Here is a 24,266-nt window from a genome sequence, read left to right as displayed (position 1 = left end):
TTATTCGTGAAACATTGTGTTATACTAAGCAGCTAAATTTTGACCTTATGCACGCTTCCGAAATTCTTCGGAATACTGAGCAGAAGGATAACCGTTTAAACACAACAAATTTAAGGGCTTACGATGAGCGTAACTGTTGAAACTTTAGAAAATCTGGAACGCAAAGTAGTATTGTCTCTGCCTTGGTCCAAAATCAACGCAGAAACTGAGAAAAAACTGAAACAAACCCAACGCCGTGCAAAAGTTGACGGCTTCCGTCCGGGTAAAGCACCGTTCAAAATGATTGCCCAAATGTACGGCGCAAGCGCACAAAACGACGTTATCAACGAATTGGTACAACGCGAATTCTACGAAGTTGCCGTTGCCCAAGAATTGAAAGTTGCCGGTTACCCACGCTTTGAAGGCGTTGAAGAACAAGACGATCAAGAGTCTTTCAAAGTTGCCGCTATTTTTGAAGTTTTCCCTGAAGTAACTATTGGCGACCTATCTGCCCAAGAAGTAGAAAAAGTTACTGCGACTGTTGGCGATGCCGAAGTTGACCAAACTGTAGAAATCCTGCGTAAACAACGCACCCGCTTCAACCATGTTGACCGCGAAGCTCAAAACGGCGACCGCGTCATCATCGACTTTGAAGGCAAAATCGACGGCGAACCTTTCGCTGGCGGCGCGTCTAAAAACTACGCTTTCGTATTGGGTGCAGGTCAAATGCTGCCTGAATTCGAAGCCGGTGTTGTCAGCATGAAAGCCGGTGAAAGCAAAGATGTTACCGTAAACTTCCCTGAAGACTACCACGGTAAAGATGTTGCCGGTAAATCTGCCGTATTCACCATCACTCTGAACAACGTTTCTGAAGCTACTTTGCCTGAAGTTGATGCAGACTTTGCTAAAGCTCTGGGCATTGAAGACGGCGACGTTGCCAAAATGCGTGAAGAAGTGAAGAAAAACGTTGGCCGCGAAGTTGAGCGCCGCATCGGTGAACAAACCAAAGAATCTGTAATGAACGCCCTGCTCAAAGCAGCCGATTTGCAAGTTCCTGTTACTTTGGTCAACGAAGAAGCCGCCCGCTTGGCAAACGAAATGAAACAAAATTTCGTTAACCAAGGTATGGCTGACGCTGCCAACTTGGATCTGCCTTTGGATATGTTCAAAGAACAAGCAGAACGCCGCGTTTCTTTGGGTCTGATTTTGGCTAAATTGGTTGAAGAAAACAAACTTGAGCCAACTGAAGACCAAATCAAAGCTGTTGTTGCCAACTTCGCAGAAAGCTACGAAGATCCTCAAGAAGTTATCGACTGGTACTACGCAGAGCCTTCCCGCCTGCAAGGCCCAACTTCTTTGGCAGTAGAAAGCAACGTTGTTGATTTCGTTCTGAGCAAAGCTAAAGTAACTGAAAAAGCGCTGTCTTTTGACGAAGTAATGGGCGCACAAGCTTAATTGCTCTAAGGCCGTCTGAAACAGACAATCAAAAGCACCGAAGCGCTTTAAATGGCTTTGGTGCTTTTCCATCATTAACAGGAGACAAAAATGTCCTTCGATTTCAATAATTACCTTGTCCCTACCGTTATCGAACAAAGCGGTCGTGGCGAGCGCGCATTCGACATCTACTCACGCCTTTTGAAGGAGCGCATCGTTTTCTTGATCGGCCCGGTGACAGACGAATCTGCCAACTTGGTTGTTGCGCAATTGCTGTTCTTGGAAAGTGAAAACCCTGATAAAGATATCTTCTTCTATATCAACTCTCCGGGCGGTTCGGTTACTGCCGGTATGTCGATTTACGACACCATGAACTTCATCAAGCCGCATGTTTCTACTTTATGCTTGGGTCAAGCAGCAAGCATGGGCGCATTCCTGTTGTCCGCAGGCGAAAAAGGCAAACGCTTTGCCCTGCCAAACAGCCGCATCATGATTCACCAACCGCTCATCAGCGGCGGCTTGGCCGGTCAGGCTTCCGATATTGAAATTCACGCTAAAGAGCTGCTGAAAATCAAAGAGAAACTGAACCGTTTACTTGCCAAACATTGTGATCGCGATTTGGCCGACTTGGAACGTGATACCGACCGCGACAATTATATGTCTGCCGATGAAGCTAAAGAATACGGTTTGATTGACCAAGTTCTGGAAAACCGCGCCTCTCTGCAAGCCTAACCTTTATTGGTTTTAAATTAAAAGGCCGTCTGAAAAGTATATATTCAGACGGCCTTTCTTCAATCTTACTTCGTGTTATCTTTGTTATTCACTTGAACTGGATACAGCAAAATCAAAGGATTGGCTTTCACTTGACTCCAGAAGCTCTTCAGCAGATTACGCATACTGCCCAAACGCGTACCGCGAGAACGAAGCGCAACAGCCAAAGCTAAAGAAAAGCTGACCACCAGATTCACCATGCCGATTGCCAATACACTTGCCAAGCCAAGCATAAAAGTGAATATATCTGCATGACCGCTAATCGCGGCATAACCCAAATTTGCCGAAGAGAACGCCACATGGCGAATATCCAGCGGCAAGCCGAAAAGATGACCAAAATAGCCGGTCATACCCAAAAGCATACCGAAAATAAAATTACCCATAAGCGAGCCGTAATGCTTATGAATATAAGCGGCCAAATGGCGGCGCGGCTGCGGACGCATGATTTTTCGTAAAAACGGATTAAAAGGCAGGCGCTGACGCAGGTTCAGATAATCAGAACGGTTGTCGAAAAAACCCGCAATAATCCCCGAACAAAACAACCATACACCGGCAATAGCGGCATACCATAAGGTAGGTTGGGTAAAAATCTCAATAGATTTAAGCTGGTAGGCTGTAACCGCCTCATTCAATAAAGGCTGGCCATGCGTGTAGGCATAACCCCAAGCAATCCCCGCCGCCAACAATACAGCAATCGATACATTGCCAAATACAGCAACACTTTGCGATCGGCACACGTCAATCAGCAATTTTGCCAATTTATTGTCCACCGCTTTGCTGCCTTCATTTGAGTCCACCTGCTCGGCAAAACTCGCCGCCGTCATAGCAGGCTGCTTAGTCGCAACGGTACAGTGCAGCATATGAATCAGCATAAAACCTAAGCCGTAGTTAAGTCCGGCAAGGAATGAAGTAGTAAACTCGCCGAATCCCAAAGACGCAATATGGATTTTATTCAGTGCCATCAAAGCAATAATTACGCCGCCTCCTGCTGCGGAATAAAACATTTTGAAATATTCGCTACGGTTGCGCGTAATGTAATGCTCACCATGATGGCTTTTGTTTTCCGTAATACTGCGCGCCAGCATTCGGATACTGCTTTTACGCAAGTGGCTGGTACTGTATTGCTCTACCGCCGCGTAAATCATCGCATTCATCAGATTGATGGTTAAGCGGGTACGGCTGCCGGTTTCAATTTGAATATTGGTCAATAGTTTCAGACGGCTGATAGTTTGTTGCAAACGCTCCAACAAGTGCGCCACTTTCACTGACGAACCAGACCCTGCTCCTGTACCACGACGACGCAGATACTCAATTTGCTTGTCGCACTGGTCAAACATGACCTCCAAGTGCGCCGTATCGTAAGTTTCTTCGCTATGGCGATAGTGTTCAACCAATTTTGCAATTTCGCGCTGTAAAGCAACAAATGCCGAATCTGCCTCCAACAAACGGGGGGCAATTCGTATTAAATCCGGCTCAATCGCTTCGGAAGCAATCCAAATAGACAGCATTTCCACTGCACGCAAACGGGCATCTGCCAACTGTCGGTCGGCCGTCTGAAGCAAAGCAGGATCTGCTTTACCCTGCAACAATTCATACATGCTCAACCATTGGCGCAAACTCAGGGTTTGCAACCATTTATCATCGTTTTTTGAATGAAAAAGATATAAAAATACTTCGCGCAGATTGGAAAAATCTTTATAAGACGGGCTAAAACGTTCGTAAATCCGTATGCCCATCTCCCGAGTAAAACTATGGCGCGAGAAAATACCCAGCTTAATCAGCGCAGGATAGATGTGAACTTTGGACAACCATGCATAGAAGCGCAGGCTGAATTGACGGCATAAAGCATCGTCTTGTTTTAAAGTAGATAAAATCAAATCAAAACGTTCGGAAGCCTTCTTTTTGCCTCCTCGGCGCAAAAATTTGATTAAGGCGTTGAGGATAAGAACAAAGTCGGTATCGTTTAAGCGTTCCGACAAAATAATGTGAAGATTTTGATTAGTCAGTTTTTGCATTGTAGTATTATTACATTAAATTAGGTATTTAGCAAGAACCTTGGTAAACAAGTCGGATTATAGCGCATTCTTTATCAAACTAAGGCATAAGATTTTGATCAATTTCCCTAAAATTCAAAGAATAATCAAATCACATAAAAATTATATAATATGAATCAATAATCAAGAAAGGCCGTCTGAATTCTTTCAGACGGCCTGTTACAACAAAATACTACATTAATTTAATCCTATGCAAACAAGAGCTTGCCACCCTCTTCTTTAACATGGATTGTGCTATCGGGCGCATATTTGCCTTCAAGCAAGGCTTTTGCCAGCGGGTTTTCGATTTCCGACTGGATGGCGCGTTTGAGCGGACGGGCACCATACACAGGGTCGAAACCGGCTTTGGCAATCAGATCCAAGGCAGCATCATCGACTTTCAGATGCAGATGTTGCGCTTCCAAACGTTTTTCCAAACCTTTAAGCTGGATTTTCGCAATGCTGCGGATATTGGCCTGATCCAAACCGTGGAACACGACGACTTCGTCAATACGGTTGATCATTTCAGGACGGAAATGTTCTTTCACATCCTCCATCACGACTTCTTTTACTGCTTCGTAGTCTTGAGTACCCATTTGTTGGATATGTTGGCTACCGATATTGGAAGTCATGACGATAACAGTATTTTTAAAGTCCACAGTTCGGCCTTGTCCATCGGTCAAACGGCCGTCATCCAAAACTTGCAGCAAGATATTGAACACGTCTGGATGGGCTTTTTCCACTTCGTCCAAAAGAATCACGCTGTATGGTTTGCGGCGGACTTGTTCGGTCAGGTAGCCGCCTTCTTCGTAGCCGACATAGCCCGGAGGCGCACCGATTAAGCGGGCAACAGCATGTTTTTCCATGTATTCAGACATATCGATACGAATCAGATGATCTTCGCTGTCAAACAGGAAGCCTGCCAATGCCTTACACAATTCGGTCTTACCCACACCGGTCGGGCCTAAGAACAAGAAGCTGCCATAAGGTTTATTCGGATCAGCCAAACCGGAACGGCTACGGCGGATAGCGTCAGACACAGCACGCACGGCTTCGTCTTGACCAACCACGCGGCGGTGCAATACTTCTTCCATCTTCAGCAACTTATCGCGTTCACCTTCCATCATTTTTGACACAGGAATGCCGGTCATGCGGGAAACGATTTCGGCTACTTCATCCGCGCCGACTTCGGTACGGAAAAGTTTGTTTTGTTTTTTGCCGTCAGGATTGCTTTCTGCCGCTTGCAACTGTGCGCTCAATTTAGGCAACTCACCGTATTCAAGCTCCGATGCACGGGCAAAATCGCCTTGGCGTTTGGCCTGTTCGATTTTGACTTTGATGTCGTCCATCTGTTTCTTGATGTCGGCAGTGCTGGATGATGCCGCTTTTTCGGCTTTCCAGATTTCGTCCAAATCGGCGTATTCTTTTTGAAGGCCGTCGATTTCCTCGTCTATCAGTTCCAAACGTTTTTTGCTGGCGTCATCGCTTTCTTTGGCAACGTGCATTTTTTCCATTTTGAGCTGGATAATGCGACGGTCGAGTTTATCCATCTGCTCGGGTTTGCTGTCCAGCTCCATTTTGATACGGCTGGCAGCTTCGTCGATCAAATCAATCGCTTTATCAGGCAGGAAGCGGTCGGTAATATAACGGTCGCTCAACTCCGCTGCGGCAACGATAGCAGGGTCGGTAATATCGATACCGTGGTGGATTTCATAACGCTCTTGCAAACCGCGCAAAATAGCGATGGTATCTTCCACACTTGGCTCGCCAACCAATACTTTTTGGAAGCGGCGTTCGAGTGCCGCATCTTTCTCGATGTATTGACGGTATTCATCCAAAGTAGTCGCACCGATACAGTGCAATTCGCCGCGCGCCAAAGCCGGTTTCAACATATTGCCGGCGTCCATCGCGCCGTCGGTTTTACCTGCACCAACCAAAGTATGAATTTCATCAATGAAAATCAGAGTGTTGCCATCGTCTTTAGCCAAGTCGTTCAACACGCCTTTCAAGCGTTCTTCAAATTCGCCGCGGTATTTTGCACCGGCAATCAAAGCCGCCAAGTCCAAAACCAAAAGGCGTTTGTTACGCAGGGATTCAGGTACTTCGCCGTTAACAATACGTTGCGCCAAGCCTTCGACAATAGCGGTTTTACCCACACCCGGCTCACCAATCAGTACAGGGTTGTTTTTGGTACGGCGTTGCAATACTTGAATCGCACGACGGATTTCATCATCACGACCGATAACAGGGTCGAGCTTGCCGTCACGGGCGCGTTGAGTCAGGTCAAGTGTGTATTTTTTCAAAGCATCGCGTTGATCTTCGGCATTGGCATCGTTCACGTTTTGTCCTCCTCGTACCGCATCGATCGCGGCATTGATATTTTGTTCGGTCGCACCGGCTTCTTTCAAGATTTTGCCGGTCGCATCATTCTGCTGGACCAAAGCCAGCAGGAAAAGTTCGCTGGCGATATAGGCATCGCCACGTTTGGTTGCAGCCTTGTCCATCAAGTTCAATACAGCTTGCAGCTCACGGCTAGGCATAATATCGCCACCTTGTCCGGATACTTTTGGCAAGCTGCTCAAATGTTGCTGCAAACGTTGTTTTACTTGAGGTACATTCACACCTGCATGAGCCAGTAACGCAGCAGCACCACTGTTTTGATCGTCAAGCAACGCTTTTAAGATAAATCCGGCTTCAAGGTAGCTGCTGTCCGCAGCCAAAGCCAAACTTTGACCTTCTTGCAGAGCTTGCTGGAATTTAGCAGTCAATTTATCAAATCTCATTTTACGTTCCTCTTCAAATATATTCTGTTAGAGCCTATATAAGCGCAAATGTGGATAACTCAATAGCTATTTCCTCAATTAATCAAAAATTTTTACTATATTATTGTTTTATATATTTTTATTTTTATAATTTTATGTGTATAACTTTTGTTGTCCAGTTACCCTTTGCTCAAAAGGCTGTCTGAAAAATCAAGAATAATCAGGTATAATCGGCACCATATTTATTTTCAGACGGCCTTTGTGCCGAAGGATACTTTCATGAGCAAAAAACGAGTTTTAACAGGCGTTACCACAACAGGTATTCCACACTTGGGCAACTATGTCGGTGCCATCCGCCCGGCTATCCGCGCAGCGCAAGATTCCAATACCGAATCATTCCTCTTTTTGGCCGACTATCACGGCATCATCAAATGTCATGAGCCGGAAATGATTCATCAATCTACTCAAGCTGTTGCCGCTACATGGCTCGCCTGCGGACTCAATCCGGAACAGACTACTTTCTACCGTCAAAGCGACATTCCCGAAGTGATGGAGTTGAACTGGATTCTAACCTGTATCACCGCAAAAGGCCTGATGAACCGCGCCCACGCTTATAAAGCCGCAGTACAGGCAAATACCGAAAACGGTCAGGAAGATCCGGATCACGGCGTGGAAATGGGCTTGTACAGCTACCCTATCCTCATGACTGCCGACATCCTTATGTTCAATGCCCATGAAGTTCCAGTCGGTCGCGACCAAATCCAACACGTTGAAATGGCACGCGATATTGCCGGCCGCTTCAATCACCGCTTCCAAGAACTCTTCACCCTGCCAGAAGTGAAAATCGACGAAAATGTCGAACTCTTGGTCGGCTTGGACGGACGCAAAATGTCCAAATCCTACGGCAACACCATTCCGCTTTGGGAAAACGACAAGAAGACCCAAAAATCGGTTAACAAAATCATCACCAATATGAAAGAGCCCGGCGAACCGAAACAGCCTGATGAAAGTCCTCTGTTTGAAATCTACAAAGCCTTCTCCACGCCGTCTGAAACTGCCGAGTTCACGCAAATGCTGGCCGAAGGCCTTGCTTGGGGTGAAGCCAAGAAACTCTTGGGTGCAAAGATCAATGCCGAGCTCGCAGAACCGCGCGAGCGTTACAATGAATTGACAGCCAAACCCTCTCAAATTGAAGACATTTTGCAGGCCGGCGCACAAAAAGCGCGTAAAGAAGCACGCGAATTATTGGATAAAGTACGCGATGCGGTAGGTATTCGTCCGTTGAAATAATAATGGTAAGGCCGTCTGAATATTTCAGATGGCCATAATATCGTTTATTATTTGAAATATAATCGTTTTTCTAGGGTTTCTCATATGAAAAAAACCTTCCCCCTTATCTTGCTCAGCCTTTCATTGGCTGCTTGCGGCGGTAAATCTGAAGATACTGCCGCCAATGATGCTGCTTCAGGCAAAGCGCCTAAACCTACCTTTAAAGTCAAATACATCGATGAACAAGCCATAGCCGGTTTGGATTTGGGTACAGCTCAAGAAGGCGAAACGAAAGAAGGTAAAAAACAACGCACCTATCCGATTAACGGCATAGAGGGCGGCATCATCAATCTGATTGGCAAGCACCCTACCGACTTAGAAGTCATCAGCGGCCAATGCATGGAAAAAAATGAAAAAGGCGTTTCAGCCGGCTGGTCAGCCAACGGTGTCTGCCACACTGTCTTTGCAAAAATGGTGGACAATATTGCCCAAGACGGCAGCAAATTGACCGACTACCTGATTTCACACGCTGCTTTGCAGCCTTATACCGAAGGCAAAAGCGGCTATGCCGCCGTACAAAATGGCCGCTATATTTTAGAAATTGACAGCGAAGGCATGTTCTATTTCCGCCGCCGTCATTACTAAAACCCAGACTATCCTATTTTCCCCAGACACAAGGACTGAATCATGGCTCAAGTTACTTTCCAAGGCTCTCCTATTTCTACAAACGGCAATTTGCCCGCTACCGGCCAAGTTGCACCTGATTTCACATTGGTAGCGGCAGACCTATCTGAGAAATCATTGGCTGACTTTGTAGGCAAACGCAAAGTACTGAATATTTTCCCCAGCATTGACACCGGCGTATGCGCCCAATCCGTCCGCACTTTCAACAAACGTGCCTCATCTTTGGACAATACCGTCGTCTTGTGCATTTCTGCCGATTTACCGTTTGCACAAGCCCGTTTCTGCGGCGCAGAAGGTTTAGAAAATGTAGTGACACTTTCTACATTCCGCAGCAGCTTTTCTAACGATTACGGAGTAACACTGACAGAAAGCCCATTACGCGGCCTGACTGCCCGTGCAGTGGTGGTTTTGAATGAGCAAAACCAAGTTCTCCACGCTGAGCTGGTATCTGAAATTGCGAACGAGCCTGACTACGAAGCTGCTTTGACTGTTTTGTAATTAACCAAATAAAATCAGGCCGTCTGAAGCTTTTCAGACGGCCTTTAGCTTATCTTCAAAATAAAAACGGTAGCTTAAAGCTACCGTTTTCTGTTTCAAACCTTATACAGATTTATCTGTTTTGTCTGCTTCTACTGACTCAGTATTCTGAACCTCATTTTGCTCAACAGGTTCAGCAGCTTCAGCAATAGGCGCTTCAGGCTCTTCTATTTTGTCATCACGGACATTGTGGCTGTAATCCTTAGGCGGACTAGGCTGTTTACCAGCCATAATTTCCAAAACTTGGTCTCGATCGATGGTTTCCCAATCCATCAGTGCCTTGCACATGGTTTCCATCTTATCGCGACTTTCATCCAAGATTTTGTAAGCCACTTGGTATTGCTCATCTAAAATACGGCGGATTTCTGCATCGATATCTTGTTGGGTTTTCTCGGAAATATTTTGAGAACGGGTTACGCTACGACCCAAGAATACTTCACCTTCGTTCTCAGCATAAACCATCACACCCATTTTGTCGCTCATACCATAACGCGTTACCATCTCGCGTGCCATTTGAGTTGCACGCTCGAAGTCGTTAGATGCACCGGTAGAAATACGGCCAATAAAAATATCTTCAGCAATACGGCCACCAAACAAGATTGAGAGCTGGCTCAGCATTTGGTCTTTGTACATACTGATGCGGTCACGCTCAGGCAGTTGCCAAGTCAAACCCAATGCACGGCCACGAGGCATAATCGTTACTTTGTGAACCGGATCGGTAAACGGCAGGCTTTCCGCTACGATTGCATGACCGGCCTCATGATAGGCTGTCGCACGTTTTTCATCTTCGTGCATTACCATACTGCGACGCTCCGGACCCATGTAGATTTTGTCTTTAGCATCTTCAAAGTCGCTTTGATCGACTTTAACTTTATTACGACGGCCGGCAAACAAAGCTGCTTCATTGACCAAGTTTGCCAAATCCGCACCTGAAAAACCTGGTGTACCGCGTGCTAAAGAAGTCAAATCTACGGATGCATCCAAAGGTACTTTTTTAGCGTGTACTTTCAAGATTTGCTCACGGCCACGGATATCAGGCAATGGAACAACGACTTGACGGTCAAAACGACCCGGACGCTGCAACGCAGGGTCAAGTACATCAGGACGGTTGGTTGCTGCAATCACAATAACGGTTTGATTACTTTCAAAACCATCCATTTCAACCAATAATTGGTTTAATGTTTGCTCACGCTCATCATTGCCACCGCCTAAACCAGCACCACGCTGACGGCCGACCGCATCAATTTCATCGATAAAGATGATACATGGCGCGTTTTTCTTGGCTTGCTCGAACATATCGCGGACACGGCTCGCACCGACACCGACAAACATTTCTACGAAGTCAGAACCTGAAATACTGAAGAATGGCACCCCTGCCTCACCGGCAATCGCTTTGGCCAGTAATGTTTTACCCGTACCGGGGCTGCCTGCCAACAAAATACCGCGCGGCACACGACCGCCTAAGCTTTGATAACGATTGGGGGCTTTTAAATAATCTACAATTTCTTGTACTTCTTCTTTTGCCTCATCACAACCGGCAACATCGGCAAAAGTCACTTTATTGGAATCTTTATCCAACAAACGCGCACGGCTTTTACCAAAAGAGAAGGCACCGCCTTTACCGCCACCGCCGCTTTGCATGCGCATGAAGTAGAACCATGCACCAATCAACAACAAAACAGGCAGCAGGCTGTAAAACAGACTGGCCAGCATGCTTGGTTTTTCTTCCGGAGTTACTTTGACGCGTACTTTGTTGTCCAACAGTGTTTTAACCAAGTTGTCATCCAAAGGCGCATTGGTATAGAAGGCAGTTTTATCGGTGCGCTCACCTTTAATCAGATAGCCGCTGACAACAGATCCTTCGATATTGACATTGGATACTTCGCCACTATTAACTTGCTGAATAAACTGAGAATATTCGATTTGCTGTTTATCTTCCTGCTTATCGCTGAGTGCATTGAATGCTGCTAAAAGCATAGCACCACCCACTACCCAGACTAATATGTTTTTAATGGTATTCCCCACTGAACAGGCTCCATGGTTACAAAATAAATAAAATCAAGGGAAAGAATTTTAAAGCACCCACCCTACATTGTCAGCGTTTATTTTTGCCTAATAGGTAAATCTCACTGGAACGATTGCGGGAAGCATCCGGCTTTCGAGTTTGCACACTGGCAAAAATTTCGCGCATTGCCGCTGTATATTCCTGATAGCCCGCGCCTTGAAACACCTTCACCAAAAAACTGCCTCCGGGTTTCAAATGCTGCGAGGCAAAATCTAAAGCCAGTTCACACAGGTAAAAACTGCGTGCCTGGTCTGTTACGGCATTGCCTGACATATTGGGTGCCATATCACAGATTACAAGGTCTAACGGACGATTATCCAATAAGGCTTCAAACTGCTCCAAAACGGCATCTTCCCTAAAGTCGCCCTGAATAAACGAAACGCCTTCAATCGCATCCATCGGTAAAATATCCAAAGCAAACACTGCCCCTGTTTTACCGACCAGCTTAGCCGCCACCTGCGACCAACTACCCGGCGCACTACCCAAATCCGCCAAAACCGTACCTGGTTTGATTAATTTATCTTTTTGATTGATTTCCAATAATTTATAAGCCGCTCTGGCACGATATCCGTCCTTTTGTGCCATATGGACATAATGATCGTTGACGTGCTCATGCAGCCATGCTTTTGAAGATTTTGAGCGTACAGCCATCTTGATTTGAAATGCTTAAGTTAAAATCAGCATTGTACGTTATTTCCCCCGTAAATGTTCTAAATCGCGTACAATATAGCCATTATTCTTTTGAATTGGATACTTATTAATATGAGCGACAACAAATTAAGCACCAAAGAAATTTTGGCCTTGAAAGCCCAAGCACACCACCTCCACCCTGTCGTTATGGTTGGCCAACAAGGCTTGACCGACTCAGTCATCAAAGAAGCCGATGCCGCATTGACAGCGCACGAATTGATTAAAGTCCGTGTTTTTGGCGATGATCGTGCTGAACGTATTGAAATTTGTGATGCCCTGTGTGAAACACTGGGTGCTCAACTGGTGCAACATATTGGCAAATTACTTGTTTTGTGGCGTAAAAAATCGGACGATAAATAATTTAAAGTGAATAAACAGCAGAAGTATTTTCTCAACCCACTTTATCACATGCCTCTGTTGTATTTATGCAGCATAAAACAAATTATTCCATTATTCTAAGTATAAAAATACAAATACGGTTGCCTGTTTTTGTAAATAACCTCAAAATTACAAAATCATAACGGCCGCACCCTGTCGGCCGATTATTTTATTCTTAATCCTTCACAAAATATAAAAGCAAACCGATGAATGCTCAACAATATGAAGAATCTTTTCTGCTAGCAGAAAAATTAATCACTCAAGACCCACCTGACTTTGCACGAGCCATCCCATTGCTCTGCGAAGCAGCAGAAGCCGGGCATGTTGAGGCTGCATTTCAGCTGGCAGGATGCCTGATCGAACACCACGAAAATGCACAAGATTTAGCAATTGCAGTTGAATATTTAAAGCAAGCTGCAAGAGCTGGTCATCCATACGCCCGCTATAATCTTCTCCAATTACAAGAAAATAATGGAATAGAAGTAGAAAAGCTCATCGCAGCCTATCAAGAGCTTGCTGAAGAAGGATTGGCTCCTGCCCAACTGCGCCTGATGCGTTTATATGCAGACAATGGCAATGACCAAGAAGCAGTCAAATGGGCACTGAAAGCTGCCGAACAACAAAATCCTCAGGCACAATACTTCTTAGCCCAGCATTACCAATATTCCAGCTCTCCTGATTTGGAATATTCCCATAAACTTTATCAGCAATCCGCTGCACAGGGATTTATTGCGGCACACTGGCAACTCGGCCTTCAATACAAATTGGGGCAAGGTGTTGCACAAAACCCTGAAAAAGCAATCGAACATTTGCGTATTGCCGCCGATTACGACATTGTTCCAGCGCAAACTTCTCTTGCAGAACTCTTAGCCGTATCAAATCCTGCTGAAGCATTGGAATGGTTTGAAAAAGCTGCCGAACAAGGTGACAGCAATGCGCATGTAGCACTTGCCGAAATCTATCTTCTGGGTAAAAACACCGAACGAGACCCTCAAAAGGCCTATCAGCATGCTAAATTGGCTGCAGATCAAAATGACCCGGAAGGATTGCGTCTTTTAGGCGATATCCATCGCTACGGATTGGGACGAGCAGTTGATACAGACACCGCGCGTCAATATTATCAACGCTCGGCTGATTTAGGTAATCTTGTCGCTTACCAAAAACTTCTGTCTGACAGCGCATTGAATAACCAGCAAAACTATGAGCTGACGAAAGAAATCGCCCTTCAACGTCAGGAAGCTGAACGTCTTTACAAGCTGGCATTTGCAGCGCACTATGGCTTAAAACGCCAACAAAATTATGCTGAAGCACTGGAGCTATACCTTCAGTCTGCAGAACGAGGACACAGTAAATCACAAACCAATCTTGGCATGATGTATTACAGCGGACAAGGCGTACCTGTCGATTATGCCCAAGCGGCGAAATGGTTTGAGGCGGCAGCCAAACAAAGGGATACAATGGCTCAATATAATCTTGCCTGTCTGTATTACCACGGCCTGGGTGTAGAGAAAGACATCAATAATGCATGTTTTTGGCTGCAAGAAGCCATCCAACATGGACATGAGCAGCAAGATGTTCTCAAAGAGCTTTTAGCTCAATGGAAGCAATTTGCTCAAAAATCCTCTGCAGTTTAAAGGCCGTCTGAAATTCTCAGACTACTAACAAATGACATGCCCAGCTATTTAACTAGCCTGTGCATGTCATTTTTTAATTTTCCCTTCCTCAATCATCGTCCTCTTAAAATTTCACTCTTTCTTAACCTCTTCCAAAATCTTCAGACGGCCCATTCGCTTGTAAAAAATAACACGGTCTGAATTTTCTTTTTCAAACTCAAAGTTTAAATTTAATTTTCGATTTTAGACAAATTTTGAAAATTAATTTTCGTATTCGAATTTTTTCATCCAAACAACAGAGACTTTTACCGTGTCTGTTTAATATTCTAATTTTAAAACCATCATAAGGGCACTTTTAAAAATCATCAATTCAACCTCTACCCTCCTATTAATATCAACAGCGCGATTTGCCAGTTTGCCCAATTACTGATAGCATTTGCAGGTTAGCCAGTTTGCAAAAAATTTTAATTTTTCAGAATTTTCATTGCTTCATATAACGTATTGAAAATATTTAAATAATTAAAATTTTTTCGAATTTGACTCTTGGAATTTTCGTTTATAAGCCGTATTTGTTCACAAACGAAAATATCGGAGTAATACTCCGTCATTGAAAAACACTCAACACAAGGATAGATATTATGTCCACCCAATTACACGATGTTGACCCAATTGAAACCAAAGAATGGTTAGACGCGTTAAGCTCTGTTTTAGAATATGAAGGCAGCGAACGCGCCCAGTATCTCCTGGAAAGTTTGGTCAAATACAGCCGTGACAAAGGCATCCGTATGCCTCACGGTACCACTACTCCATACTTGAACACCGTTTCCGTTGAAGACGAAAAAGGCATCCCCGGCGACCAAAACATCGAACACCGTATCCGTGCATTCGTTCGTTGGAACGCTGCCGCTATCGTTTTGCGCGCAGGTAAAAAAGATTTGGAATTGGGTGGACACATTGCATCTTTCCAATCAGCCGCCACTATGTACGAAGTCGGCTTCAACCACTTCTGGAAAGCTAAAGGTGAAGGCGAAGAAGGCGATTTGGTATTCTTCCAAGGCCACGTTGCCCCTGGTATCTACGCACGCGCTTTCGTTGAAGGCCGTCTGACTGAAGACCAATTGAACAACTTCCGTCAAGAAGTTGCCGGTCATGGTCTGCCTTCCTATCCTCACCCTCACCTGTTGCCTGACTTCTGGCAATTCCCAACCGTATCTATGGGTCTTGGCCCATTGATGGCGATTTACCAAGCCCGTTTCCTGAAATACTTGGAATCTCGCGGCCTGGCTAAAACCAAAGGCCGTAAAGTATGGGTATTCTGTGGCGACGGCGAAATGGACGAACCTGAAAGCCAAGGTGCTATTGCTCTGGCTTCACGCGAAGGCTTGGACAACTTGGTATTCGTCATCAACTGTAACCTGCAACGTTTGGACGGCCCAGTACGCGGTAACGGCAAAATCATTCAAGAGCTGGAAGGCAACTTTGCCGGCGCAGGCTGGAATGTTGTGAAAGTCATCTGGGGTCGTCGTTGGGACCGCCTCTTGGCAAAAGACAAAGATGGTATCCTGCGTAAACGTATGGAAGAGTGCTTGGACGGTGACTACCAAACTTACAAATCCAAAGACGGTGCATACGTTCGCGAACACTTCTTCAATACGCCTGAACTGAAAGCATTGGTCGCCGATATGACTGATGAGCAAATTTGGGCATTGAACCGTGGTGGCCATGACCCTCAAAAAGTGTACAACGCTTACGACCGCGCAGTGAACCACGCCGACGGCAAACCTACTGTAATCTTGGCGAAAACCATTAAAGGTTACGGTATGGGTGCATCCGGCGAAGGTCAAAACGTTGCCCACCAAGCCAAAAAAATGGACAAAGCTTCTCTGAAACAATTCCGTGACCGCTTTGACATTCCTGTTACCGACGAGCAAATCGACAGCGGCGACCTGCCTTACCTGACTTTTGCTCCCGACAGCGAAGAATACAAATACCTGCATGCACGCCGTGAAGCTTTGGGTGGCTACCTGCCTCAACGCAAACCTACCCAAGAAGTTCTGGAAGTGCCTGAACTGTCAGCATTTGAGACTCAACTGAAATCCAGCGGCGACCGTGAATTCTCAACCACCATGGCTTTCGTCCGCATCCTGTCTACTTTGCTGAAAGACAAAAAAATCGGCAAACGCGTGGTGCCTATCGTTCCTGATGAAAGCCGTACGTTCGGTATGGAAGGTATGTTCCGCCAATACGGTATTTGGAACCCTAAAGGCCAACAATACACTCCTCAAGATAAAGACCAACTGATGTTTTATAAAGAGTCTGTTGACGGTCAAATCTTGCAAGAAGGTATTAACGAACCGGGTGCCATGGCTGACTGGATTGCTGCTGCGACCAGCTACGCAAACAACGACTTTGCCATGATTCCTTTCTACATCTACTACTCTATGTTCGGTTTCCAACGCGTTGGCGACTTGGCATGGGCAGCAGGCGATATGCATGCACGCGGTTTCCTGCTGGGTGGTACTGCCGGCCGTACAACACTGAATGGCGAAGGTCTGCAACACGAAGACGGCCACAGCCATGTTCAAGCAGATTTGATTCCAAACTGCGTTTCTTACGACCCGACATTCCAATATGAAGTAGCCGTTATCGTACACGATGGCTTGCGCCGCATGTATGTTAACCACGAAGACGTGTTCTACTACATCACCCTGATGAATGAAAACTACACCCATCCGGACATGCCTGAAGGCGTAGAACAAGACATCCTGAAAGGTATGTACTTGCTGAAAGCCGGCGGAAAAGGCGACAAAAAAGTCCAATTGATGGGTTCCGGTACCATCCTGCAAGAAGTCATTGCCGGTGCTGAATTGTTGAAAGCCGACTTCGGCGTAGAAGCAGACATCTGGTCTTGCCCATCTTTCAACCTGTTGCATCGCGACGCTATCGAAGCAGAACGTTTCAACCGCCTGAATCCTTTGGAAACTGCAAAAGTACCGTTTGTTACTTCTCAACTGCAAGGTCATGACGGTCCGGTTATTGCCGCTACCGACTATATCCGCAGCTATGCTGACCGCATCCGTGCCTATATCCCTAACGACTACCATGTCTTGGGTACTGACGGCTTCGGTCGCTCCGACAGCCGTGCCAACCTGCGCAGCTTCTTCGAAGTTGACCGCTACAACGTTGCCGTTGCTGCATTGAGCGCATTGGCCGAGCAAGGCAAAGTCAGCAAAGAAACCGTTCAACAAGCCATTGAAAAATATGGCATTAAAGCTGATTCGGCTCCTAGCTGGAAACGCTAATTGATGTTTCAGACGGCCTGTTTGCTTCATGCCAACATTAGGCCGTCTGAAAACCAAATGCTTGAATGGTTTGAACAGACAAACTGTACCGATGCCGTGTGAAACAGTTTTCAGACGGCATCAAACTGAAAATATTAAAGGAACTCAAATGAGTATCGTAGAAATCAAAGTCCCTGATATCGGCGGTCATGAAAACGTCGACATCATCGCTGTAGAAGTTAAAGCAGGCGACACCATTGCCGTTGACGACACCCTGATTACTTTAGAAACCGACAAAGCCACTATGGACGTACCTGCCGATGCAGCCGGTGTCGTGAAAGAAGTTAAAGTTAAAGTTGGCGATAAAATCTCTGAAGGCGGCGTTATTCTGACCGTTGAAACCGATGCCGCCGCTGCCGATGCAGCCCCGGCTCCTGCAGCTGAAGCTCCTGCAGCTCCCGCTGCCGCTCCTGCCGCAGCCCCTGCAGGCGGGGCAACTGTAAAAGTTGTTGTACCGGATATTGGCGGTCATACAGATGTAGACATTATTGCCGTTGAAATTAAAGTTGGCGACACTGTTGCCGTTGACGACACTCTGATTACTCTGGAAACCGACAAAGCCACTATGGACGTACCATGTACAGAAGCCGGTGTGGTTAAAGCCGTATTTGTAAAAGTTGGCGACAAAGTATCTGAAGGTTCTGCCATTATCGAAGTAGAAACCGCCGGTTCCGCCGCAGCTGCTCCTGTCGCTCAAGCTGCCGCACCTGCACCAGCCGCTGCTCCAGCTCCTGCTGCCGCTCCCGCACCAGCCGCTGCGCCTGCACCTTCTGCACCTGCAGCTGCCAAAATCGACGAAGCTGCATTTGCCAAAGCTCATGCCGGTCCTTCCGCACGCAAACTGGCACGCGAATTGGGCGTAGATCTGGGTCAAGTCAAAGGTACCGGTCTGAAAGGCCGTATCATGGGCGAAGACGTTAAAGCCTTCGTTAAATCCGTTATGCAAAGCGGTGCAGGCAAACCTGCCGCTGCCTCTTTGGGAGGTGGTCTGGACTTGTTGCCATGGCCTAAAGTTGACTTCTCTAAATTCGGCAGCGTCGAAGTTAAAGAGTTGTCTCGCATTAAGAAAATTTCCGGTCAAAACCTGTCTCGCAACTGGGTTGTGATTCCTCACGTTACCGTACACGAAGAAGCGGACATGACCGAATTGGAAGAATTCCGCAAACAACTGAACAAAGAATGGGAACGTGAAGGCGTGAAATTGTCCCCATTGGCGTTCATCATTAAAGCCTCTGTTGCTGCGCTGAAAGCCTTCCCTGAATTCAATGCCTCTTTGGATGGCGACAACTTGGTGCTGAAAAACTACTTCAATATCGGTTTTGCAGCCGACACGCCAAACGGCTTGGTTGTTCCAGTCATCAAAGATGTGGATCAAAAAGGCTTGAAACAAATCAGCCAAGAGCTGACTGAATTGTCTAAAAAAGCCCGCGAAGGCAAGCTCAAACCACAAGAAATGCAAGGCGCATGCTTTACTATTTCCAGCTTGGGCGGTATCGGCGGTACAGGCTTCACGCCAATCGTGAATGCTCCTGAAGTTGCTATCTTGGGCGTGTGCAAATCCCAAATCAAACCGGTTTGGAACGGCAAAGAATTTGCTCCTCGCCTGATGTGCCCATTGAGCCTGTCCTTCGACCACCGCGTCATCGACGGTGCCGCCGGTATGCGTTTCACCGTATTCCTGGCTAACCTGTTGAAAGACTTCCGCCGCATTACTCTGTAATCCGAGCATTTTCAGACGGCCTGTAATAGAAAGGCCGTCTGAAAAAAGAAGTCCGAACATCATTCAGAAAGATTAGACATGAGCTTAGTTGAATTAAAAGTGCCCGACATTGGCGGTCACGAAAACGTAGATATTATTGCGGTTGAAGTAAATGTAGGCGACACCATTGCTGTGGACGATACCCTGATTACTTTGGAAACCGATAAAGCGACTATGGACGTACCTGCCGAAGTTGCGGGTGTAGTCAAAGAAGTTAAAGTTAAAGTGGGTGACAAAATCTCTGAAGGCGGTTTGATTGTTGTCGTTGAGGCTGAAGGTGCAGCTACTACTCCTAAAACCGAAGCGCCTGCCGCTCCTGTACAAGAAGCACCTAAAGCAGCCGCTCCTGCCCCTCAAGCTGCTCAATTTGGCGGCTCTGCCGATGCCGAATACGACGTAGTTGTATTGGGTGGCGGCCCCGGTGGTTATTCCGCTGCATTTGCCGCTGCTGACGAAGGCTTAAAAGTTGCCATCGTTGAACGTTACAAAACTTTGGGCGGCGTTTGCTTGAACGTCGGCTGTATCCCTTCCAAAGCCCTGTTGCACAATGCTGCCGTTATCGATGAAGTACGCCACTTGGCTGCCAACGGTATCAAATACCCTGAGCCTGAACTCGACATCGACATGCTTCGTGCCTACAAAGACGGCGTAGTTTCCCGTCTGACCACCGGTTTGGCAGGTATGGCCAAAGGCCGTAAAGTAGACGTTATCCAAGGCGACGGCCAATTCTTAGATCCGCACCACTTGGAAGTGTCGCTGACTACCGGCGACGTGTACGAACAAGCTACACCTACCGGTGAGAAAAAAATCATTGCCTTCAAAAACTGTATCATTGCAGCAGGCAGCCGCGTAACCAAACTGCCTTTCATCCCTGAAGATCCACGCATCATCGATTCCAGCGGCGCATTGGCTTTGAAAGAAGTACCGGGCAAACTGTTGATCATCGGCGGCGGTATTATCGGTCTCGAAATGGGTACGGTTTACAGCACGCTGGGTTCTCGCCTGGATGTTGTTGAAATGATGGACGGCCTGATGCAAGGCGCAGACCGCGATTTGGTTAAAGTATGGCAAAAACAAAACGAATACCGTTTTGACAACATCATGATCAATACTAAAACTGTTGCTGTCGAGCCTAAAGAAGACGGAGTTTACGTTACCTTTGAAGGTGCAAATGCACCTAAAGAGCCACAACGTTACGATGCCGTACTCGTAGCTGCCGGTCGTGCTCCTAACGGCAAACTGATCAGCGCTGAAAAAGCAGGCGTTGCCGTAACCGACCGTGGCTTTATCGAAGTGGACAAACAAATGCGTACCAATGTGCCGCACATCTACGCTATCGGCGACATCGTCGGTCAACCGATGTTGGCACACAAAGCCGTTCACGAAGGCCACGTTGCCGCTGAAAACTGTGCCGGCCACAAAGCCTACTTCGACGCACGCGTTATTCCGGGCGTTGCCTACACTTCTCCTGAAGTGGCATGGGTTGGCGAAACCGAATTGTCAGCCAAAGCTTCCGGCCGCAAAATCACCAAAGCCAACTTCCCATGGGCTGCTTCCGGCCGTGCGATTGCCAACGGTTGCGACAATGGTTTCACTAAGCTGATTTTTGATGCTGAAACCGGTCGTATCATCGGTGGCGGTATCGTTGGTCCTAACGGCGGCGATATGATCGGCGAAGTCTGCTTGGCGATTGAAATGGGCTGTGATGCAGCCGATATCGGTAAAACCATCCACCCACACCCAACCCTTGGCGAATCCATCGGTATGGCTGCGGAAGTGGCATTGGGCGTATGTACCGACCTGCCTGCTCAGAAAAAGAAATAAGTTCACTCAAATAAAATTTGAACGAACTTGATGGAACAAAGGCCGTCTGAATGTTTCAGACGGCCTTTTCGCAAATTAGGAGACTCAATATGAAAAAAATCGAAGCTATTATCAAACCTTTCAAACTCGACGATGTACGCGAAATCCTGACTGAAATCGGCATTACCGGCATGACCGTCAGCGAAGTCAAAGGTTTCGGCCGCCAAAAAGGCCATACGGAAATTTATCGCGGCGCGGAATACGCAGTCGATTTTCTGCCTAAAGTGAAAATCGAATTGGTATTGGCTGATGATAAAGTCGATCAAGCTGTTGATGCCATCTTGGAAACCGCACATTCCGGCAAAATCGGTGACGGTAAAATCTTTATTTATCCGGTTGAAGAAGCTATCCGTATCCGTACCGGTGAACGCTCGGAAGCAGCGCTTTAATAGAAATCCTAAAATACAGAAGACAAATGCCGTCTGAAAATAAGTCATAGCGTGGTTTGCTCAGGACTTATTTTTCAGACGGCATTATTTTAATAACAACAACCATCCATTTTCTAAAGTCTATCCAAATAAACCGGTTACCGAAAACCTCACGCTATCAAGCATGGAGGAGTTCGAGGCAATGCTTCACCTGACCTTCGTGAACGACTTTACCGTATCAAATAACTCTTTCCAAAGCAGGGCTAACCCCAATCCCATACTTGCAAAACCTCAATGCCCTCCTTTTAAAATCAATTCTTCGCATTTTTTCCTATTCTTGTTGTTGCCTAACTTTTCAGACGACCCCTTTCTTTATCCAAACTCCGTTATAATGATGGCTTTAAAATTAATTTATCCAAAGACAGTCTTATCATGAAACACATCCACATTATCGGTATCGGCGGCACATTTATGGGCGGCGTAGCGGCTATTGCCAAAGAAGCAGGTTTTAAAGTCAGCGGTTGCGACGCCAAGATATATCCGCCGATGAGTACCCAGCTTGAAGCCTTGGGCATAGACGTACATGAAGGTTTTGATGCCGCTCAATTGGACGAATTTAAAGCCGATATTTACGTTATCGGTAATGTTGCCAAACGCGGCATGGATGTGATTGAAGCCATTTTGAATAAAGGCCTGCCTTACATTTCCGGCCCGCAATGGCTTGCTGAAAACGTATTACACCATCACTGGGTACTCGGCGTAGCCGGAACACACGGCAAAACGACTACCGCCTCCATGCTCGCCTGGGTCTTGGAATATGCAGGTCTCGCACCGGGCTTCCTAATTGGCGGCGTACCGGAAAACTTCAGCGTTTCCGCCCGTCTGCCGCAAACTCCGCACCAAGACCCGAACAGCAAATCGCCGTTTTTCGTTATCGAAGCCGATGAATACGATACTGCCTTTTTCGACAAACGCTCCAAATTCGTACACTACCGTCCGCGTACCGCCATTTTGAACAATTTAGAATTCGACCACGCCGACATTTTTGCCGATTTGGGCGCCATTCAAACCCAATTCCATCATTTGGTACGCACCGTGCCGTCTGAAGGCTTAATCGTCTGCAACGGCCAGCAGCAAAGCCTGCAAGATACTCTGGATAAAGGCTGCTGGACGCCCGTAGAAAAATTTGGTACCGAACAAGGCTGGCAGGTTGGTACCGTCCATGCCGACGGCTCGTTCGACGTACGCCATCACGGCGAAACAGTCGGACACGTCGCGTGGGAACTGATGGGCGAACACAACCGTATGAACGCCCTCGCCGTTATCTCCGCTGCACGTCATGCCGGCGTCGATATTCAGACGGCCTGCGAAGCTTTAAGTGCATTTAAAAACGTCAAACGCCGTATGGAAATCAAAGGCACGGTAAACGGCATCACTGTTTACGATGACTTTGCCCACCACCCGACCGCCATCGAAACCACTATCGAAGGTCTGCGCCAGCGCGTCGGTAACGCACGCATCCTCGCCGTCCTCGAGCCGCGTTCCAACACCATGAAACTCGGCACCATGAAAGCCGCTCTACCCGCAAGTTTAAATGATGCAGACCAAGTATTCTGCTACGCCGGCGGCGTGGACTGGGATGTTGCCGAAGCCCTCGCGCCTTTAGGCAGCAAGCTGCACGTCGGCAAAGACTTCGATGCCTTTGTTGCCGAAATCGTGAAAAATGCCGAAGCAGGCGATCATATTTTGGTCATGAGCAACGGCGGTTTCGGCGGAATACACGGAAAGCTGTTAGAAGCATTGAAATAATGCCTTCCCCAATAACTAAGGCCGTCTGAAAAGTTTTCAGACGGCCTTTTATCATGTACCAATTTAAAATCTATATTTACGAAAAATGTTTTGGTAATACCCAAATAACACTCATCTATTATTTACCCGTACATACTTGCTCAAGACCATTTTTCCATTATGCATTGCCAACCCACTCAAAAATCTGATAATAATGCAGACAACATCTAAGCCGTGCATATATCATGAAACACAAAATAGCCTTTAAGCCCATAGTTCTCAGTATTGCGCTTTCTATCCTTCTGATTACAACAGTTGTATTTTTTGCTCGTCATCACAATTCTATCCTAAGTATTAATACCGATTTCCTACAACAAAAAATTACCGAACCCAAAGGACCATCACCGCAAATCGTACAATCTGCGCGCAACCAAATCGGCAAAACCCTTCGTTACGACCCAGCTTACACGAAGCTCACTTATCCGATGGGAGATGTGCCGATATCAAAAGGCGTTTGCACAGACGTCATTATCCGTGCCTTGCGCGACCAAAATATAGATTTGCAAGATCTTGTTCATCAAGACATGAGCCGCAACTTTTCCGTCTATCCGAAACGCTGGGGTTTGAAACAACCTGATACCAATATTGACCACCGCCGCGTACCTAACCTAATGACTTATTTCACGCGTCAAGGCTGGGCAGTTCAAGATACAAACTATCAAGCTGGCGATATTGTAACTTGGGAACTGAAAGGCAACCGTCCCCATATCGGTATCGTCTCCGATCGAAAAATCGGAGACAGGCCCCTGATTATCCATAATATCGGTTCAGGAACCCGTGAAGACGATGTCCTCTACCGCTACACCATTACCGGACATTTCAGACTTCCCGTTCAATAAATCCTGGTGCTAAGCTCTAAATACCTAGTTTTG

At 46.6% G+C, this 24,266-nt stretch carries 17 protein-coding genes; 13 read left to right on the top strand and 4 right to left on the bottom strand.

The genetic code is table 11. From position 1 onward, the window contains the following. Positions 1 to 123 precede the first annotated feature (123 nt). Both tig and clpP read left to right on the top strand, forming a co-directional pair. Positions 124 to 1,434, top strand: coding sequence for a trigger factor (tig, locus tag ACTHTY_RS03115; protein ID WP_440366435.1), 1,311 nt, complete (start codon positions 124 to 126; stop codon positions 1,432 to 1,434). 90 nt (positions 1,435 to 1,524) lie between these two features. Further along, a complete protein-coding gene (gene clpP, locus ACTHTY_RS03110) occupies positions 1,525 to 2,145 on the top strand; it encodes an ATP-dependent Clp endopeptidase proteolytic subunit ClpP (protein ID WP_003683589.1) in 621 nt (206 codons plus the stop codon). Between the two features lie 65 nt (positions 2,146 to 2,210). On the opposite strand, the gene ACTHTY_RS03105 is transcribed toward clpP, so the two are convergent. Next, positions 2,211 to 4,199 (bottom strand): site-specific recombinase, encoded by a 1,989-nt coding sequence (locus ACTHTY_RS03105; RefSeq protein ID WP_440366434.1) that lies wholly within the window; start codon positions 4,197 to 4,199, stop codon positions 2,211 to 2,213. Positions 4,200 to 4,426: 227 nt separating this feature from the next. Next, positions 4,427 to 7,000 (bottom strand): ATP-dependent chaperone ClpB, encoded by a 2,574-nt coding sequence (gene clpB, locus ACTHTY_RS03100; RefSeq protein WP_440366433.1) that lies wholly within the window; start codon positions 6,998 to 7,000, stop codon positions 4,427 to 4,429. Positions 7,001 to 7,258: 258 nt separating this feature from the next. On the opposite strand from clpB, the gene trpS reads away from it, so the two are divergent. The 3 genes from trpS to tpx all read left to right on the top strand — a co-directional run bounded on the left by trpS (position 7,259) and on the right by tpx (position 9,430). Then, the gene (gene trpS, locus ACTHTY_RS03095; RefSeq protein WP_004520609.1) at positions 7,259 to 8,269 is read left to right on the top strand and encodes a tryptophan--tRNA ligase; all 1,011 of its coding nucleotides are present in this window, start codon (positions 7,259 to 7,261) and stop codon (positions 8,267 to 8,269) included. 84 nt (positions 8,270 to 8,353) lie between these two features. Beyond that, entirely contained in the window at positions 8,354 to 8,893 is a 540-nt protein-coding gene (locus ACTHTY_RS03090; RefSeq protein ID WP_150537377.1) for a hypothetical protein, read from the top strand. Between the two features lie 42 nt (positions 8,894 to 8,935). Then, a complete protein-coding gene (gene tpx / locus ACTHTY_RS03085) occupies positions 8,936 to 9,430 on the top strand; it encodes a thiol peroxidase (RefSeq protein ID WP_296185892.1) in 495 nt (164 codons plus the stop codon). Between the two features lie 102 nt (positions 9,431 to 9,532). Here the strand turns inward: tpx and ftsH are convergent, their stop codons facing one another. After that, complete coding sequence (gene ftsH / locus ACTHTY_RS03080; RefSeq protein ID WP_440366432.1) at positions 9,533 to 11,494, bottom strand: ATP-dependent zinc metalloprotease FtsH; 1,962 nt, start codon at positions 11,492 to 11,494, stop codon at positions 9,533 to 9,535. 70 nt (positions 11,495 to 11,564) lie between these two features. Continuing rightward, positions 11,565 to 12,185, bottom strand: a complete 621-nt coding sequence (gene rlmE, locus ACTHTY_RS03075) for a 23S rRNA (uridine(2552)-2'-O)-methyltransferase RlmE (protein WP_150537380.1) — start codon at positions 12,183 to 12,185, stop codon at positions 11,565 to 11,567. Between the two features lie 111 nt (positions 12,186 to 12,296). Between rlmE and yhbY the strand changes: the two genes are divergently transcribed. The 8 genes from yhbY to ACTHTY_RS03035 all read left to right on the top strand — a co-directional run bounded on the left by yhbY (position 12,297) and on the right by ACTHTY_RS03035 (position 24,233). Then, on the top strand, positions 12,297 to 12,584 hold the full coding sequence (gene yhbY / locus ACTHTY_RS03070; protein ID WP_150537381.1) for a ribosome assembly RNA-binding protein YhbY: 288 nt from the start codon (positions 12,297 to 12,299) through the stop codon (positions 12,582 to 12,584). 224 nt (positions 12,585 to 12,808) lie between these two features. Beyond that, a complete protein-coding gene (locus ACTHTY_RS03065) occupies positions 12,809 to 14,236 on the top strand; it encodes a tetratricopeptide repeat protein (protein WP_150537382.1) in 1,428 nt (475 codons plus the stop codon). A gap of 617 nt (positions 14,237 to 14,853) precedes the next feature. Beyond that, the gene (aceE, locus tag ACTHTY_RS03060; protein WP_440366431.1) at positions 14,854 to 17,517 is read left to right on the top strand and encodes a pyruvate dehydrogenase (acetyl-transferring), homodimeric type; all 2,664 of its coding nucleotides are present in this window, start codon (positions 14,854 to 14,856) and stop codon (positions 17,515 to 17,517) included. Between the two features lie 148 nt (positions 17,518 to 17,665). Continuing rightward, positions 17,666 to 19,276, top strand: coding sequence for a dihydrolipoyllysine-residue acetyltransferase (gene aceF / locus ACTHTY_RS03055; protein ID WP_440366430.1), 1,611 nt, complete (start codon positions 17,666 to 17,668; stop codon positions 19,274 to 19,276). Positions 19,277 to 19,354: 78 nt separating this feature from the next. Beyond that, a complete protein-coding gene (lpdA, locus tag ACTHTY_RS03050) occupies positions 19,355 to 21,139 on the top strand; it encodes a dihydrolipoyl dehydrogenase (RefSeq protein ID WP_440366429.1) in 1,785 nt (594 codons plus the stop codon). 89 nt (positions 21,140 to 21,228) lie between these two features. Beyond that, the gene (locus ACTHTY_RS03045) at positions 21,229 to 21,567 is read left to right on the top strand and encodes a P-II family nitrogen regulator (RefSeq protein WP_003683576.1); all 339 of its coding nucleotides are present in this window, start codon (positions 21,229 to 21,231) and stop codon (positions 21,565 to 21,567) included. Between the two features lie 411 nt (positions 21,568 to 21,978). Continuing rightward, positions 21,979 to 23,355, top strand: coding sequence for a UDP-N-acetylmuramate:L-alanyl-gamma-D-glutamyl-meso-diaminopimelate ligase (gene mpl, locus ACTHTY_RS03040; RefSeq protein ID WP_440366428.1), 1,377 nt, complete (start codon positions 21,979 to 21,981; stop codon positions 23,353 to 23,355). A gap of 224 nt (positions 23,356 to 23,579) precedes the next feature. After that, entirely contained in the window at positions 23,580 to 24,233 is a 654-nt protein-coding gene (locus ACTHTY_RS03035; protein ID WP_440366427.1) for a DUF1287 domain-containing protein, read from the top strand. The last annotated feature ends 33 nt before the right edge of the window (positions 24,234 to 24,266 follow it).

The organism is Neisseria sp. P0019.S002 (assembly GCF_051957155.1).
In the GTDB taxonomy this organism is placed as follows: domain Bacteria; phylum Pseudomonadota; class Gammaproteobacteria; order Burkholderiales; family Neisseriaceae; genus Neisseria; species Neisseria perflava.
Note: the sequence above shows the minus strand (reverse complement) of the source record. Positions and strands in the feature narration are given on the sequence as shown.